This is a genomic window from Fretibacterium fastidiosum (assembly GCF_964642095.1).
Classification (GTDB): Bacteria; Synergistota; Synergistia; order Synergistales; family Aminobacteriaceae; genus Fretibacterium; species Fretibacterium fastidiosum.
Map to the genome: position 1 here is coordinate 200,484 of NZ_OZ209244.1, position 15,736 is coordinate 216,219.

At 57.4% G+C, this 15,736-nt stretch carries 12 protein-coding genes; 1 reads left to right on the forward strand and 11 read right to left on the reverse strand.

Going from position 1 to position 15,736, the window contains the following annotated elements; translation table 11 throughout:
* Positions 1-158: 158 nt before the first annotated feature.
* From ACK28C_RS00870 to ACK28C_RS00920, 11 genes are all read right to left on the reverse strand, one after another.
* On the reverse strand, positions 159-752 hold the full coding sequence (locus ACK28C_RS00870; protein ID WP_015555958.1) for an iron transporter: 594 nt from the start codon (positions 750-752) through the stop codon (positions 159-161).
* Positions 753-848: 96 nt separating this feature from the next.
* Positions 849-2,270, reverse strand: a complete 1,422-nt coding sequence (locus ACK28C_RS00875; protein ID WP_015555957.1) for an FTR1 family protein — start codon at positions 2,268-2,270, stop codon at positions 849-851.
* Between the two features lie 604 nt (positions 2,271-2,874).
* Positions 2,875-3,807 (reverse strand): carbamate kinase, encoded by a 933-nt coding sequence (gene arcC, locus ACK28C_RS00880; protein ID WP_208872545.1) that lies wholly within the window; start codon positions 3,805-3,807, stop codon positions 2,875-2,877.
* Positions 3,808-3,821: 14 nt separating this feature from the next.
* Positions 3,822-4,814: an ornithine carbamoyltransferase gene (gene argF, locus ACK28C_RS00885; protein WP_208872544.1), complete on the reverse strand. Its 993-nt coding sequence runs from the start codon at positions 4,812-4,814 to the stop codon at positions 3,822-3,824.
* Between the two features lie 253 nt (positions 4,815-5,067).
* Positions 5,068-6,087: a hypothetical protein gene (locus tag ACK28C_RS00890; protein ID WP_015555956.1), complete on the reverse strand. Its 1,020-nt coding sequence runs from the start codon at positions 6,085-6,087 to the stop codon at positions 5,068-5,070.
* 78 nt (positions 6,088-6,165) lie between these two features.
* Positions 6,166-7,218, reverse strand: coding sequence for an Rpn family recombination-promoting nuclease/putative transposase (locus ACK28C_RS00895; protein WP_409152327.1), 1,053 nt, complete (start codon positions 7,216-7,218; stop codon positions 6,166-6,168).
* A gap of 269 nt (positions 7,219-7,487) precedes the next feature.
* The gene (gene codB / locus ACK28C_RS00900; protein WP_015555954.1) at positions 7,488-8,852 is read right to left on the reverse strand and encodes a cytosine permease; all 1,365 of its coding nucleotides are present in this window, start codon (positions 8,850-8,852) and stop codon (positions 7,488-7,490) included.
* Between the two features lie 40 nt (positions 8,853-8,892).
* Positions 8,893-9,720 carry a creatininase gene (locus tag ACK28C_RS00905; RefSeq protein ID WP_208872542.1) on the reverse strand — a complete coding sequence of 276 codons (828 nt, stop codon included), beginning with the start codon at positions 9,718-9,720 and terminating at the stop codon, positions 8,893-8,895.
* On the reverse strand, positions 9,721-10,944 hold the full coding sequence (gene arcA, locus ACK28C_RS00910) for an arginine deiminase (protein WP_015555952.1): 1,224 nt from the start codon (positions 10,942-10,944) through the stop codon (positions 9,721-9,723).
* 202 nt (positions 10,945-11,146) lie between these two features.
* On the reverse strand, positions 11,147-12,682 hold the full coding sequence (locus ACK28C_RS00915) for a sodium:solute symporter (protein ID WP_015555951.1): 1,536 nt from the start codon (positions 12,680-12,682) through the stop codon (positions 11,147-11,149).
* 241 nt (positions 12,683-12,923) lie between these two features.
* Positions 12,924-14,075 (reverse strand): N-dimethylarginine dimethylaminohydrolase, encoded by a 1,152-nt coding sequence (locus ACK28C_RS00920; RefSeq protein ID WP_015555949.1) that lies wholly within the window; start codon positions 14,073-14,075, stop codon positions 12,924-12,926.
* A gap of 322 nt (positions 14,076-14,397) precedes the next feature.
* On the opposite strand from ACK28C_RS00920, the gene ACK28C_RS00925 reads away from it, so the two are divergent.
* On the forward strand, positions 14,398-15,660 hold the full coding sequence (locus tag ACK28C_RS00925) for a helix-turn-helix domain-containing protein (RefSeq protein WP_208872541.1): 1,263 nt from the start codon (positions 14,398-14,400) through the stop codon (positions 15,658-15,660).
* Positions 15,661-15,736 lie beyond the last annotated feature (76 nt).

Here is a 15,736-nt window from a genome sequence, read left to right on the forward strand (position 1 = left end):
ATACTTTAATATGGGGCTGACCTCCAATCTCACTCAGGGGGGGGCCGATCGAGGCCCGGCCAACACAGAAAAATTAAAAGCCGCGATGCCGGGCGGCGTTCGGCATGATCCGCAACGCGCCCGGCAGGCGGCCTTTTGAGGGAAATGGCGAACGTCAGTTACTTATTCTGAAGCTGCTCGCCGGTGTAATTCCAGTCGAACTCCGCAACGTGAGTCTTGAAGTACTCCGCCGCACCTTCCTTGGCGGGGACGCCCGTCTCCGGGTCCGTGTGAAGGAGGTAGTCCGTGGGGGGCTCGATGGTGATGCGGAGCTTATACGCACCCACCTTCAAGCCCTTCGCGATGTTGGCGCCGTAGTGGGGGCCGTCGTCGGCGTTCATGGGCATGAAGCTGCCCTCCATGGCGGTCTTGCCCGCCTTGTCGATAATCTCGTACTTGACGGTCAGATAGGCCGGCCAGATGTTGTCGCCGTTGCCGAAGCCGTACTTCACGGCGTCCTCGGGCTTCAGGTGGATGTCCGCCTCAAGGTGCATGTCCGAGTCCTCTTTCGAGGGGTTCTTGCCGGCGGGGTACATGTCCACGGCCTGGAAGTAGACGGCCGCGACGTTGTAGGGCCCAACCTGCTGCTCCTCCCCGATGGGGATCTCGGCAAAACCGCTCTCACCGGGCTTCTCCGCCGCCGGGGCGGCGAAAGCCACACCGGCCACGAGGGCCATGCACAGGACCATCAACGCAACCAACAACTTCTTCATGACAACTTCCTCCTTAAAAAAACCATCGATGAATGTGTGTATGTGCGCCCTATCACGCCCGCGCCGCAGCGCGGTGATCAAGCTAACGAATTCCCCCTACTCGCCCTCCGCAGGCTTTTTTCGGGAGAACAGGTGCGGGATGGTGATCCACAGCGCCGCGATGACCAGCATGATCTGAGGGATCAGGGTCTCCGCCCGGTCGTAGATGCTCAGGACCTCGATGGTGAAGCCGTTCATGGCGGGGATCACCGTTCGGCCCGTGATGACGTCCGCCTCCGTCAGCTCCTGGACTCCCTTGCCCATGAAGGAGACGCACATCACGAAGAGCAGGATGCTGGTGAAGAGGAAGAACGCCTTGAGGGGAAGCCGGACGCTGAAGTAGCGGAAGGCGATCCACACCGCCACCAACACGGCCACCCCGGCCGCGATGCCGTAAACAATGTAGACGGGGTCGCTCATGCCCCCCGTGAAGGAGGCCTGGTAGAACAGGATGAGCTCCGCCCCCTCCCGCATGACGGCGATGAAGGCCGCAAAGATCAGCGTCCAGTGGCTCCTTCGGTCGATGGACTGCTGGACCTTGCCACTGATGTACCGTTCCCAGGCGATGGTGTCCGCCTTGGACAGCATCCAGTTGCTAACGTAGAAGAGCACGGCCACGGCCAGGAACATCGTCCAGCCCTCCAAGAGCTCCCGTGCCACGCCGCTCTGCTCGCCCATCCACTCCTGCAGGACCCACGCCAGCGCGATGCTGGCCAAGATGGCGGCAAAGGAGCCCACGTAGACCCCCTTCAAGAGGTTCTTGTTGTCCGTCTTGATCAGGTAGGCCACGATGGCGACGATGACCAGAATGGCCTCCAGCCCCTCCCGCACCAAGAGCCCAAAGGCCGTGACGAAAGTGATCCAGTTCGGGTCCGTCCGCTGGCGCTTCTGAGGCGCGGGCATTGCAGCCGCCTCCGAACCCGCCTCGCCTGAAGAAGCACTCGCCACAGCCTCGATCGCCGCGGGAGCCCCAAGGAAGTCCGGCCGCTTCAAGCTCGTGTTGGCGTAGATCGCCGCTCCAGCGCTGTCCGGCTCCGACTCGTCAAGGTCGCCGTCCAACACCATGGCGTCACGATAGACCTTCAGCTTCAGGTCCTCCACCTGGGACAACAGAGCGTTCTTCTCCCCCTGAGTGTTGCCCAAAAGAGCGTGCTTGATGGCAGCGAACTGCCCCTCGATGTGACTGACCCGCGCGGCCGAGATGGCCACCATCACGTTCTTTTCAAACCCCTGGACCTCGTAATAACCGAAGTAGGCGTTGTTGACATGCTTATGTGCGTCCTTCCACTGATCGGCCAGAATGTCCTTCTGGGCCTCCTCAAACTCAACGGCCATGTCCGCCGCGACGGCCTTCCAGTTTTCGTAGCGCTTCTTGGCTGCAGCGGCTGCATCCCTCGTTCCAAGGGACAGCAGCAGGGCAACCAACAGAAGAGCCCCCGCCAGGGGCCGCACCCACGCTTTGCAAAACCCGAACTTCATCTCGTCCGCCCTCCAACCGAGCGTTCCCGCCTGAGCAGAACTCGACGGGGACAAGCAAAATGAATCACAATACCTGTATTCAGTCGCCATTATAACATTTTTTAAAAATAAATGTTAGTTAGATGACTGAAACCACGTGAAAGAGATTCTACTCCACCTCGTGGCCTTTGTCAACAACCCAACAAGGGAGGCAGGGGTCCCCCCTGGAAGGAGGGCTGCCCGGAAGGGGCTGGGACTGACGGCCCGTGAGCGGTAGCGAACGACAACCGGAAGGCTCCCCGAAGGGGAGGGGTGTTTTTCATAAGACGCGCCTGTCTAACATTCCCCGCCAACGCCTCCACAAGGCAATCAATTGCCTTGCTTCGGCACAGCCGACCGACACGACGCCGACCGCCTGTCGGCGTCCGTAAGTCGTGTCGTCTGGCTGAACCCCTCCGGTTCGCTGACGCGAACCACCTCCCCTTAGGGGAGGCAATTCATATTAAACGCGAATTGGTATGAGCTGGATATGAAAAAGGGCCGCTCCATCAAAACGGAGCGGCCCTTCGGTCTGCGGAATTTAAAATTCGCGACGACTACAGACGCCTGATGTCCAGAGGGTGGCCTAGGCCTCGATGACCGTCCCGACCTCGCCCTTCAAAGCCTCAGCAGCAAGGGCGAGGGAGGTGATCACGGCCTTGCGCCCCTTCTTGGCCTCGACGAAAGCCAGGCAGGCCTCGACCTTGGGCAACATGCTGCCCTTGGCGAACTCGCCCTTCTTCATGTACTCCCTGGCCTCTGCAACCGTCAGGTGCGTCAGGTCCTTCTGATCGGGCTTGTTGAAGTTGATGGCCACGCGGTCAACAGCCGTCAGGATCACCAGGGCGTCGGCGTCCAGGTCCGACGCAAGGCGGGCGGAGCTCCTGTCCTTATCGATGACCGCATCGATCCCCACGTAACGATCTCCCTTGCAGATGACCGGAATGCCGCCACCGCCGACTGCGATGACGACCATTCCCATCTCCATCATCTTTTTGATGGCGTCCATCTCGACGATCTTCACCGGGAGAGGAGAGGGAACGACCCTGCGATAGCCGCGTCCGGCGTCCTCGACGAAGGTCCAGCCCTTTTCCGCAGCAATGGCGTCCGCCTCCTCCTTGCTGCAGAAGTTGCCCACCGGCTTGGAGGGGTCCTGGAAGGAGGGGTCCTCCGCGCTGACCTCAACCTGCGTCACGACGCTCACGACGTCCAGCTTCAGGCCCACGTGCTCCGCTTCGGCCTGAAGCGCCTGCTGAAGGTGGTAGCCGATATAGCCCTGACTCATGGCGCCACACTCGACGAGGGGCATATAAGGCGTCTTGCCGTCCCCCTGCGAGGCGAAATCGAAGGCGTTGTTGATCATCCCGACCTGCGGGCCGTTTCCATGCCCGATGACCACCTGATGACCGGCCTTCACCAGCCCCATGATGGACGGAGCCGCCTTGCGGACCGCCTCGATCTGTCCCTCCGGGGTATTGCCAAGGGCATTGCCGCCCAGCGCAACGACAACTTTACTCAAGGTTCGTCCTCCGCTCAGCACATCGTCGCAAAGATGACGGCCTTGATGGTGTGCATCCGGTTCTCCGCCTCCTCAAAGACGAGAGAGCGGTCGGAGGTGAACACCTCGTCCGTGACCTCCATCTCCGGGATGCCGAACTTCTTGTAGATGTCCTCGCCGATGGTGGTATTCCGATCGTGGAAGGACGGCAGGCAGTGGAGGAAAATCGCGTTCGGCGAAGCCAGGTCCATCACGCGGCGGTTGACCTGATAGGGCGAGAGCAGTTTGATCCTCTTCTCCCAGATCTCGTCAGGCTCCCCCATGGAAACCCAGATGTCGGTGTAGAGGACGTCGGCGCCCTTAACCGCGGTATCGACGTTGGAGTCGAGCGACACCGTGCATCCCTGCCTCTTTGCGATCTCCTTGGCCTTCTCGACCAGCTCCGCCTTCGGGAAGAGGTCGCTGGGGCCACAGGCGGTGAAGTTCACGCCGGTCATGGCGCAGGCGATCATCAGCGAATTCGCGACGTTGTTCCTGGCGTCGCCCATAAAGACGCAGCTGAGCCCTTTGAGGTGCCCGAAGTGCTCCTCCATCGTCATCAGGTCCGCAAGCATCTGGGTGGGGTGGAAGTCGTCCGTCAGGCCGTTCCAGACGGGGACGCCGGAGTACAGCGCAAGCTCCTCCACCAGCTTCTGGCTGAAGCCGCGGTACTCGATGCCATCGTACATCCTGCCGAGGACCTTCGCGGTGTCCTCGATGCTCTCCTTTTTGCCCATCTGAGAGCTGCCCGGGTCAAGGTAGGTGACGCCCATCCCCAGGTCCATCCCCGCGACCTCAAAGGAGCAGCGGGTCCGGGTCGAAGTCTTCTCGAACAGCAGGACGATGTTCTTCCCCTCAAGGTAGCGGTGCGGCGTCCTGGTGCGCTTCAGGTCCTTGAAGTTCTTCGCCAGGTCCAGAAGGTACCGGACGTCCGAGGGCTCAAAATCTAAAAGCTTCAGAAAACTTCTTCCTCTCAAGTTCCTTGCCACGATAATTCCTCCCTATCGTTTTTCGATAACGGGGTCCGTTCGGGCTGAAAGCCCAACGAACGGCCCGCTTTAACGCTCAATTTTGCATTGAAAACTCAAGCTCCAAAAGACTGACGTACAATAAACCATCCTACCGAAAAAGGCAAGCCAGACAACGCTGGTTTTTATCTCGTTATTGAAAAGAGAACGGATCCTCGCCTACGGATACAAAAAGAAGGCTGCTCCTGGAGGTTCTTGTAGATGCCACTAAGCGCTAGTCCGGGAAATACTGCAGCGTAAGGTCCCGCTCCCTGCACCACTCCGTCCAGGTCTTTCCCTTGAAGTCGGTGTCCTTGGCGTAGTTATAGAACTGCTGCAGGAAGATGCGCCGCTCGATGGACGCCTTCATTTTATAGTGCTTTTTGCCCGTTGTCGCGACTTCCGTGCGCACATCTACGGGACCGATAAGGCCCTGCCGTGCAGCGATGTCGTCAAAGCTCGCCACTTTATAATTCTTGTAAATGTCGGTCATCACCATGAAGTTCGTGGTTCGTCCCTCGCCGGCATAGCAGTGCATGAACAGCCATTCGTCTGCCGGAAGGTTCGCCATGAAGGCCACAAACAGATCGACCTCATGATCGTCAGGGCGGAAGTGGTTGGTGTCCGCGAAACGCACGTACTTTGCGCCCTTGCTTTTGACGAGGTCTTCCTCGCTCCGGATCACCGGTTTTTTGTACTCCAGCATGGGACTCTCGTGATCTGCGCCCCAATCCTTGGTCTGATACATCTTTACGGTATCCTGCTTTTTCAATTCATCCAGCAGCCCTGCCTCGATCTCAAGCACTTTTTCGGTGGGGGTTCCCTCATTGACGTAGTTGTTGGGAATCCAGTACATGAACACATTGCCGTCGATAAGTCCGTGCGTTTCGCCACGCAAATCCATGACGGTTAGCTTATCCGGCGTTACGCCAACCTTCTCCTTCAGCGTGGACAAAATCCAGTCAAACTGTTTCTCGGTGAAGTCAGCGCCTCCGGCGGTGCGGAGGGTGTCCATTCCGGCACGGCTGACGTCAGTGCTACAGCCAAGCTCCTTCAACTTGGACAGCTTCTCCTCCGGAAAAGGATCGATCGACATGCGCCAGTTCATGTACTTGAAATCGGCAGCCAAGTCCTCGTTGACGAAGTCCACCTTCCATTCCGGTTTCGGCTCGGCTCCCTCCATTTGCGGAGCAATAGCAAAAGACAACAGGACAGCGAACGCCAGTTTCCACGCGATGGATGAACGCCGTAACATAACCATAAATTCCTCCTCAGACAACCATTCGACCTGTCCTGAATAAAGGAGCGAGGGCTATCTTTAACTGGAACTCCCTCAACTCCTCTTCAGGGCCTCGACCTCGTCCAGGGGAAGGCGGGTGAAGCGCGCGACGATCTCCGGGGACATCCCTTCCCGCAGCATGGCGCGCGCCGTCTCCTGCCTGCCCCGCAGCTCGCCTTTAGCCTCACCTTTAGCCTCGCCCTCAGCTCTGCCCTCGGCCCAAGCCTTCTCGCGGACCGCCCTCGTCGCCTCCGCCAGACGGTCCTCACGAATCGCCTTATAATCCAGCTGCGTCATCATCTCCCGCAGCTGATAGTAGCGGTTCTCCGGAGAACTCCAGTACTCCTGCTCCACCTCGCTCACCTCCGAAAAAACGGTATCCCCCGACAAGCTCTCGCGCAGCAGGGCCAACCCCTCGCTCTCGTTGTTGATGTAGCCTCCCCATACCTGCGCGCGCTCCTCGGGGCTCAGAACGTGCCCCGGCCTCGCCTTCAGCTTCGCCCGCAGCTCCCGCAGGGGGCGCGTCGCCTTGTTCAGCTCGACGTAGAACAGCAGAAGGTCGTCCGCCTCCATCAGACGACGCCCCGTCCCGGGGTTCATCAGCGCAAAGTCCCACAGCCCACGCTCTCCCTCGAAAAGGTCGAATCCCAACAGCAAGATGGAGACGATCGGGGACAGGCTCGCGTACCCTTCGCCCCTCTTGAGTGACCTCGTGTAGTTCCGGCACAGGTAGAAGAGGCAGCGCTTTTGAAAGTGGGTGTAGTTCTCCCGCTGCATCTCGATGTGGAGGGTGCGGCCCAGGTCGTCCAGCGCCGTCAGGTCCAGGCGCGTGTACTTCGACCCCAACGCCTCGGGCTCGCGCTCGGTGTCCGTGAGGGTCACCGTCTGCAACAGGGGATAACCCAGGGCGCCGAAGAAGGCGTTCAGCATATCGCGAAGCAGCCGGCCCCGTGCCGGCGTCCCCAGCAGGAAGCGGAAGTACAGGTCGGTGGAGCGGTCGATGTTCTCCGGCAGCTCCCCCTGCTCCTGAAGGTTCAGCATCTCCTGCCGTTCGTGCGTCGTCATCGCCGGAACGACCTTCGCCTTCTCTCCCTTGCCATCATCCATGCTCATCACTCCCCGCAGGCAACGTATTCGTTGGCTTTATTATAGCAACAACGGAACGCACCCCACAAAATTACAACTCATTGGTGGGTGCAGGACCAGGAATTTACATCACCACCGAAGGGGAAGTTCGAGCAAGAAAAACCAATGAGAAAAGTTAGAGCCTCTCCCGAACCACCGGCATGGTCATGCAAGGAGGCTTACTTGTATGTGTGGGTCCTCTGCTTGAGGCCCCACACATTTTAATTATCCAGCAGGAAGAGCGGAAAATCTTACACCTGCTGCTTACCCTCCCCGGGAGCAAGCACCCTATGGTCCTGGCTCATGCCCATAGCCTGCAGTATCTTATCCAGAATAGGATAGGCGATAAAAGCGGCGATGATGCCGTTGATAGGCGGAATCCCCGGGCTAAAGAGAGCTGCTGCAGCTCCAATAATATAAGCGCCGATTCCCGTGAGATTATAGTCCTTGAACTCAGTTTCCGCAATCTTAGAGTAGCGTCTCTTATGCTTAATCAGCCAATCTGCCAGCATAGTGCCACCAATAGGCGGAATGACCGTACCGGAGATGATGATAAAGTCGATCAGGTAATTATAGATTCCCCCCAGTGCCATAATGATAGCGATGACGGCACCTGTAAGCGTGATGCCTTTTCTTGCTTTGATGCGGAAGGCGTTGCAGCAGGCAACAGAGAAACAGTAAATCTCGTTGTCCTGGGTTGTCCACACGTTCAGGATTAACAAAACATATGCAGGAATGGCCATACCCTGCATGGCCATAACCCTTGCGACATCCGGGTCCTGATAAACGTAGCCGCCATAAGCGCCTGCAAAGATCATCAGGCCATTCCCGATAAAAAATCCAACGAAACTGGCTATTACCGCATGCCAGCCTTTGCTCGCAAATCGGGACCAATTTGTGGACTGCGTAGCCCCACTGACAAATGTGCCAAAAACCAGTGTCATCGCTGCAGCCGTTGTCATTGGTTCCTTCGGGAGAATTTTCTGCAGCCCTTCCAATCCTCCAACCTTTACCGTAGAAACATAAATGCTATAGAGGATCAAGCACGTCACGAGCGGCACAGCAACGATGGAAAGCAACTCCATCGCCTTATAGCCACCATACGCCGTCATCACAAAAAAGAATCCAAAGAAAATAATCAAAATCACATAGATATAGGGGTAACTGGCCGTATTTTCTTTTGTGATACCCGCCAGCTGAAGAACAAGGTCAGTGATCAGGGCAGTGCCCCAAGCATACCAACCGATTTGAGTAAATCCGTAAAGGAAGTCACTCCAACGACTGCCCTTATTGCCAAAGCAAAACCGACTCAGCAACCCCGCGTGCAGCCCTGTGGAGAAAGCGATATACCCCAGAACGGCTGCATAAGTACCAAGCAGGAAATCTCCTACAATGACCACGTACATCAAGTCAGGCCAAAATTTGTAGTGGACGCCAAGCTCACCGCCCGCCCACATGACGGACGTAAAAAACGTGAACCCGGCCAGCACCATAGAGAGCGAGAAAAGCCCGGCTCTGGCAGAAGCAGGTACCTCGGTTAAGGGATAATCCTGCCCCCTCCTTTCCTCTGCAGTTTCAGCCATGGTTTCAGTAATTTGAGTCCGATCTTCTACCATTATTAAACCCACCTTTTTGTCAAGGATAAATTACCGCGCCTTATAAATTAAACTCTTTCTTCAGGAAACGCAGGAAGTTTTTTATAACGTCGTCCGTGATGAGTTTTCCCTTTTCTGCAGTACTGGTCATCGACGTATACAGCGCACCTGTCTTCGGGATCAAAGTCTTAGACACAGGGTACCTCTGATACCGTGGAACGTCATCTCCAATGCCATCATCCGAAAGCAACTCCACCTTGACAAGTTCTGGAGCGAAATACAGCATCAAAGAAGTTTCTGTAACCGCAGCATGCTCCAAGTCCCAGCCTCGGAACGGCCTCTCATCGAAGACAGCGGGAATTATATCTTGCGAAACATTATCCCACCAACTGGTCAGGATCACCTTGGGAAACTCCTCTTGCTGTTTGCCAATGGTAAGATCTGCAGCTTCGGCCAAAAATGCCTGATTCTCATAATGACTATTCATCAGGATGATTTTTTTCCATCCGTCGGCAATGAACTCAAGCAATATGTCCTTGGTCAGGGTAACCAGCGTATTCCCCTTAAGGTCGATTGTGCCGGGGAAGAGGGGACCGCCGCCGCTTGTCGGGTTTGATTTGTAGCCATACGCAATACTAGGTGCAACGTAGGCATCAATTTCTTCTGTCAGTATCCTGGCAAAGTTTTCCGAGATAATCACGTCGACAGAGAGGGGCAGGTGCTGGCTGTGTTGCTCCGTGCTACCTACCGGAATGATCAAAACACCGTCTTTCGCAGCCTTTGCGTATTCTGGCCACGTGATGTTCTGAATAAACTTTTTATTGCGCTGCTCCATAAATATTTCACTCCTTCCGGTACCTTGCTTTTCAAAACTTTCAAGCGTTTTCAACTACAGTAGCTTCTCCCGAACCACTGGCATGGTCATGCAACGGGGACCGCCACGCCCGCGCGACAGCTCCGCTGACGGTATGACGTGCAGTTTAACCCCTGCATCCTCAAGAGATTTATTCGTGACCACATTGCGGTCGTAGACGATGATCTCACCTGGCGCGACGGCAAAAGTGTTGGAGCCATCGCTCCACTGTTCGCTGGGTGCGTCAACGGGGTCGCCCCCCCCGCAGGGCAGGAGCCGGACCTTATCCAGGTGCAGGTACTTCTTGAGCACGTCCTCAAGCGCACGCCCCTGATACTCGAACCTGAGCTCTCCATCCTTCATCGTCACAGCGATCACTTCAAGATGCTGCTGTATCTCCGGGTGGATCGTGAAGAGATCCCGGTCCACCATGGTAAACACTGTATCCAGGTGCATGAAAGCCCGCTTCGCGGGAAATTTGAACGCCAGAATCGTTTCAAAGCCATCAGGCCCCTTAAACAGCCTCTCTGCGAAGAGCTCAATGGCCCTAGCCTCCGTGCGCTGAGAGATTCCTATCGCCAAGACCTTATCGCTGAGGACCAGCTGGTCACCGCCCTCAATGTGGTACGGGATGTCCCTGTCGTAGTAGAACGGAATGGCGGAGTCCTTAAATCGTGGGTGATACTTAAAGATATACTTGCCAAAGAGCGTCTCGCGGTTGCGGACGGTGCTCCACATGTGGTTGAGCGACACGCCGGACCCGATCAGGGAAAAGGGGTCCCTTGTGAAATAGAGGTTGGGCATCGGGTTTGTGACGAATGGATACTCCACATCCACGAAGTCGACAAGCGACGTGTGATCACGCTTGGGGAAACTGGAGCGGCGGGTTCCGGCCATGATCTGCAGCACCATATCCCGCGTCTTGGGAATGCCCAGCAGGAAGTCCTTGAGCATCCGAATCTCATCCTTGGAGGTCACGCAGGTTTCGCCGATGAACTCATCCACAAACGCCTCGCGCACCCCGGCGTTCTCAATCGCCTCTGCAGCAAGGTCCTCAAGGTAGATCACCTCGGCACCGCAGCTTTTCAGCATGGCAGCAAAGGCATCGTGCTCCGCCATCGCTCCGCGCAAAAACGGCACTTCATCGAACAGGAAATCCGCCATCAGATCGGGAGAGATGTTGCTCAACTCGTTGCCAGGCCTGTGGAGGATAACCTGTTTCAACCGTCCTATCTCAGAAAAAACATGAATATCCTTCATGAACTGCACTCCTTCCAAAAATGCGGGGAATCCGCTTCAACCCCGCTTCAACCCCGAAGGAAACTCGCCTCCCAAAAAGGATTGCAACCTTGACGACGATATCAAGGCTGCATCCCAACTCAAAACGCATCCCTGCCTATGCATGGCAAAAACTCAAGCGCAGTCAGGGATATGGGGTTGACCGGTCAAATGGCGCGCGTCATCAGGCGGCAGCGGCCTCCTCGCTGTCGAGGGGCCTTGCCCTCATCCCGTTGGTGACGTAGCCGACGATCATGTAGACGAGCGAGCCGGCGATGCCCGCGATGATCGGTGCCTCGACCCAGCCGAACTTGCCGTAGATGAGGACGAGGTAGACGTTGCCGAAGAAACCCGTGATCATCGAGAGCAGACAGGTGAGCAGGTTCCCCTCGATGAACGTCCTGATGATGGTGGGCCCGACCAGCATCGAGATGAGGCCTCCGGTCCCTATGTAGGCGATGCGGTTCAGCATCCCCTGAGGGGCGAAGAAGGTCAGCACGATGCCCAGAACCGTCGTGACGACGACCGTGCCGCGGTCCAGGAGATCAGCGTACCTGGATTCCTTGCCCGCCGCCGACACATAAAGGTCGTGCGAGAGCGCCGCTGCCTGCACCTGAAGCACGGAGCTGATCGTGGAGAGCATCGCGAAGATGATGAAGAGCGATATGATGCTGGCGACAGCCGGCGACAGGTACGTGTTCAGGAAGACCGGCATCGCGTGGTCCGCAATGTGCGCTCCCGCCGGGGCATCGGCCGCCAGGGCCTGAGGCCAGGTAGGATCCTTGTAGAACATGTAGAGGCCCACCAGCGGGACAAAGCTCATGGCAAAGCCCATGGGGGCCATGTAGAGCGCGACGAGCGGAATGTTCATGTCCTTCTTCATGGCGAGGAAACGAACGGACATGTAGGGCAAAACGGTCGTAAAGAGCGTGGCGTAGACGAAGACGAGGAACACGCTGTACTTGGGGTCACCATAGGGGTTGGACGTGGTTGGGTTGATGAACTCCGGCTTGATCTCGCCCACCTTGGCGATGAGCTCCGTCAGCGAGATGTCCTGCGTGATGACGTAGTAGACGATGCACGAGGCGATGACCATGCCGCAGCACATGATCGTATCGGTGATCGCCACCGCCAGGAGCCCGCCCTGCATCGTGAAGATCATGACGACCGCCATGAAGATAATGGCCGACATGTGGGGTGACGTCCCAAGCCACTCCGAGGCCACGCTTGCGACGGCGCGGATCTGTCCGATCATGTAGACCGACAGGAAGACGAACGTGGCGATGGCCGCCAGGAAGTGGACGAGCCGACGCATGCCCTGCGAGCCCCTGTGGGTGTTTGCGAGGTATTCCGGAACCGTCAGCGCCCCGAACCTCTCGCCCTGCTTGCGCATGAAGCCCGCGAAGAAGAGCGCGCCGAAGGTAATGGCCGGCGCAAACAAGAAGTTTGCAAGGATCTCGATCGTGCCGTAAGCGTAGGCCGTCCCGGGCGAGCCGATGAAGCCCCAGCCGCTGTAGCCCGTCGCCATAAGCGTCCCCGCAGCCACAAAGGGCCCCATCTCGTTGCTGCCGAGCAAAAACGCCTTCTCGTCGTCGCCGGACAGGTGGGTCATCGCGGCCTTCTTCTTGAGCCTGACGTTCGTCCACCACCCCACGGCGATCAGTATCGCTGACGCAACCGCAAAGACGCCCCACCTGTACAGTTCGATTCCGGTCGTCATCACTCACACTTCCCCTGCTGGATCTGCCTGTGGATACAGGCGATGATGGGAACGGCAAAAAGAATGACGCTACCTATAATAAAAGAATCCAAGGTCCATGAACCAAGCATGGTGCCCTCCTTAATTAAGTAAGGATGATTTTAAGATACAAAAAAGGAGGTTTGTCGGGCTAAAAAGCTATAGCAGCTCGGCAAACCTCCAAAAACGTTATGCTAGACCGAAGCTCTAAAAATCGACGTCCTTAGCCGTTCTTCATCTTGCCAAACTCGACAAGCGTGACGTCCTTGACCTGCTTCGGGAAGTAGTCCTCACAGCCGCCCTCGCGGTACACGTCCGCCGTGGCGCAGTGCAGGCCGCCGCCGAACGGGTAGGCATCACGGAAGGGGATGGGGATGACGTTCATGCCCAGCTTGTCCATCTGCTCCATCTGGGCGGTTTCGCTGGCCTCCACGAACACCGTCTTGTGGTCGAGGACCAGGCAGTTCATGGACAGCCACACGCTGGAGTAGCAGAGTGCCGGCGGCTCCTTGTGGGCGGGCATGGCGGCCTCTACGATCTGCCAGTCGTTGGCCTCGAAGATCTTGCGCTGCTCCTCGGGGAGCTTGCGCTGCGGGTTGTTGAGGATGAGGCCGGGGCGCAGGGGAACGAACGTCGCGTCGATGTGGATGGGATAGGGGTCGCCGGGGAAGTTGACGGCGTGGATGCGGCACTCGGGGTACATACGGCGAATCCACTCCATGGCCTTCCTGTTGGTCGTGAGGCCGTGCTGGATGAAGAAGTCCTTGCCGACGCGCATCACGTCCGCGGCGTCAAACAGGATCTCGTGCTCCGTGGTGACCATCTCCAGCTTCGCCGTACGCTCAAGGAGGACCTCCTCCGTGATGTGCCCGTCGTAGTAATGCATGTCGTAGCTCGCGTCGCCCAGCTCGGGACGCGGGGCAGCAATCCAGCGGAAGTCCGGATCCTCGTCAAAGTAGCGGCGCAGGACCTTGGAGTAGGCCAGATACTCGAAGAAGCGGGAGCGGAAGGACATGGGCGCGCAGATGATGTCGCTGCCCACCGTCAGCAGGACGTCGCGCGGAGGCATGCAGCCGAACATGCTGCCCGTCATGAAGTGAGGGGTCACGACGGCCTGGTTCCACTGCATGGGCTCCGGACGGTCCACCTTAACGCCGCGCTTCTCCAGCTCCTTGACGAAGTGCTCGATCTGGGCGTTGGCCTTCTCAACCGTATCCAGCGGACGAGGACCGGTCATGCCGCGCATCGGGCTGTCCAGGGGAACCTTGGCCTTGGACGCGGGCTCAGAGGGCGCGATGCAGCAGTTATCGGCGCGACCGACGATAACGTGCTTCAGGGGGTCAAAATCATTCCAAGAGTTAACAACTTTCGGCATAATTCTTACCTTCCTTTACGTATTATTTTTGGGTGGCGGAGTTGCACCACTCCAAAGAAAAAAACGCTGTCGTCCCGAATAGCAGAAGTAAAACCCCTGCACACCAACCGTACATTGCAGAGATGCTCTATCTATGTGCACTATAGTATCATGCTTCGCATTTTTTTCATTGTACAATCCTTCCAAGATTACTTAAGAAACGTTTCCAGGTAATTCATTCACGAAAAACCTAGGATATCAAATGAGCTTGTGTTATAATTCTTAGAATAGATTCTCATAAAACTGGAAGCCACATCATAAGGAGGAGGGGGTGCTGCAGGTCATGTCTCAGAAACCGTCGGAAGCGTCGGAGTCCCTCGATGGCATCGTCCGGGACGTCCTGAGCGGCATGGCGGGGATCGTCCCCTGTCCGTTGGTCGTCTCAAACGCTCAAGGAAGGGTCCTTGGGACGACTGCCTCTGCGGTCAAGGCGGTTTGCCCCCTCTGCCGGAAGGTCGTGGACATGGTTGCCCATCAAAAAAAGATGGCACCGATTGGCGGTGAGGAATGCGAGTGTGACGACGCCTCGGGGGTAGCCCTGCCGCTGCGGAACGCATACCTCGAGGTCATCGGGGCCGTCGCGGCGCTTGGGACGGCCGATGAGGTCCGCCCCTACGCGCTGGCGGTGAAACACCAGATCGAGCTGGTCATCAAGACGCAATACAAGCTCAGATCAGGCTTCCTCAAGGAGAACGCGATCCAGGACATCATTCAGGACTTCGTGAACTACATCCCGGGCGTCAGCGACCTCGAACTGCTTGAGGCCAGGGCGCGCTACCTCGGCTTTTCGCCGGGGCTCCTCTACGTCCCCATCGTGTTCGACATGCATAATTTCAGGCAGTTCATCCGGGACTCGTGGAAGGACGCCTCGTCGTCGGAGGACTGCCGCGAGGCGGAAAACTTCATCCAGTCCGTCAAAAACAGGGTGCTCCTGCGGACCAAGGAGGTCTTCAGCGCTCCCGACGACGTTTCCGTTCCCCTGAACGGGGACAAGTACGCCGTCTTCTGTTCCATCAGCCCCAAGATCCAGCAGGACAAGGACCTGGTGTTCAAGCGGGTGAACGAGAACTCCCATATCCTCCTCAAAAAGTTAGAGGAGGAACATCTCTCCGCCGTCCTGGGGATCGGCTTCTTCTTTAAGGGCGTTCCGGGGCTTTCCTACGCCTACCGCAGTGCTCTGGAGGCGGTCAGCCTTGGAAAGCTGCTCTTCAAGCAGCCCGGCATCTACGACATCCAGAACCTTCGGGTGGAGTCCCTTCTCCTGAGCCTCCCCGCCTCCGCCCGGCAGCGCTTCATCCGGGACCGTTTCACCGAATTCAACCTGGATCCGAACGACGACGAGCTCAAGAACACGATCATCGTCTACGGAATGAACTTCTTCAACCGCCAAAGCACCGCGGACGAACTGCACATCCACCGGAACACCCTCAACTACCGGCTCAAGAAAATAGAGGAGCGCACGCAAAAATCCCTGCGCTCCTTCCGCAACTACATCGAGCTCTACATCGCCTGCCTGCTCTCGAACCTCCCCTCTCCGGAGCTTTAGAAACCGAAGTCCTGAAACGGCCTGGGGAAGCGCGCTTCAGCGCTTCCCCAGGGAGAGGCCATGTTCATCGTCGCAC

Excerpts from the sequence above, each read along its gene's own strand:
- ACK28C_RS00870 (WP_015555958.1), bottom strand. The coding sequence starts at position 752 with ATGAAGAAGTTGTTGGTTGCGTTGATGGTCCTGTGCATGGCCCTCGTG.
- ACK28C_RS00875 (WP_015555957.1), bottom strand. The coding sequence starts at position 2,270 with ATGAAGTTCGGGTTTTGCAAAGCGTGGGTGCGGCCCCTGGCGGGGGCT.
- ACK28C_RS00890 (WP_015555956.1), bottom strand. The coding sequence starts at position 6,087 with ATGTTACGGCGTTCATCCATCGCGTGGAAACTGGCGTTCGCTGTCCTG.
- ACK28C_RS00895 (WP_409152327.1), bottom strand. The coding sequence starts at position 7,218 with ATGGATGATGGCAAGGGAGAGAAGGCGAAGGTCGTTCCGGCGATGACG.
- codB (WP_015555954.1), bottom strand. The coding sequence starts at position 8,852 with ATGGTAGAAGATCGGACTCAAATTACTGAAACCATGGCTGAAACTGCA.
- arcA (WP_015555952.1), bottom strand. The coding sequence starts at position 10,944 with ATGAAGGATATTCATGTTTTTTCTGAGATAGGACGGTTGAAACAGGTT.
- ACK28C_RS00915 (WP_015555951.1), bottom strand. The coding sequence starts at position 12,682 with ATGACGACCGGAATCGAACTGTACAGGTGGGGCGTCTTTGCGGTTGCG.
- ACK28C_RS00920 (WP_015555949.1), bottom strand. The coding sequence starts at position 14,075 with ATGCCGAAAGTTGTTAACTCTTGGAATGATTTTGACCCCCTGAAGCAC.
- ACK28C_RS00925 (WP_208872541.1), top strand. The coding sequence starts at position 14,398 with ATGTCTCAGAAACCGTCGGAAGCGTCGGAGTCCCTCGATGGCATCGTC.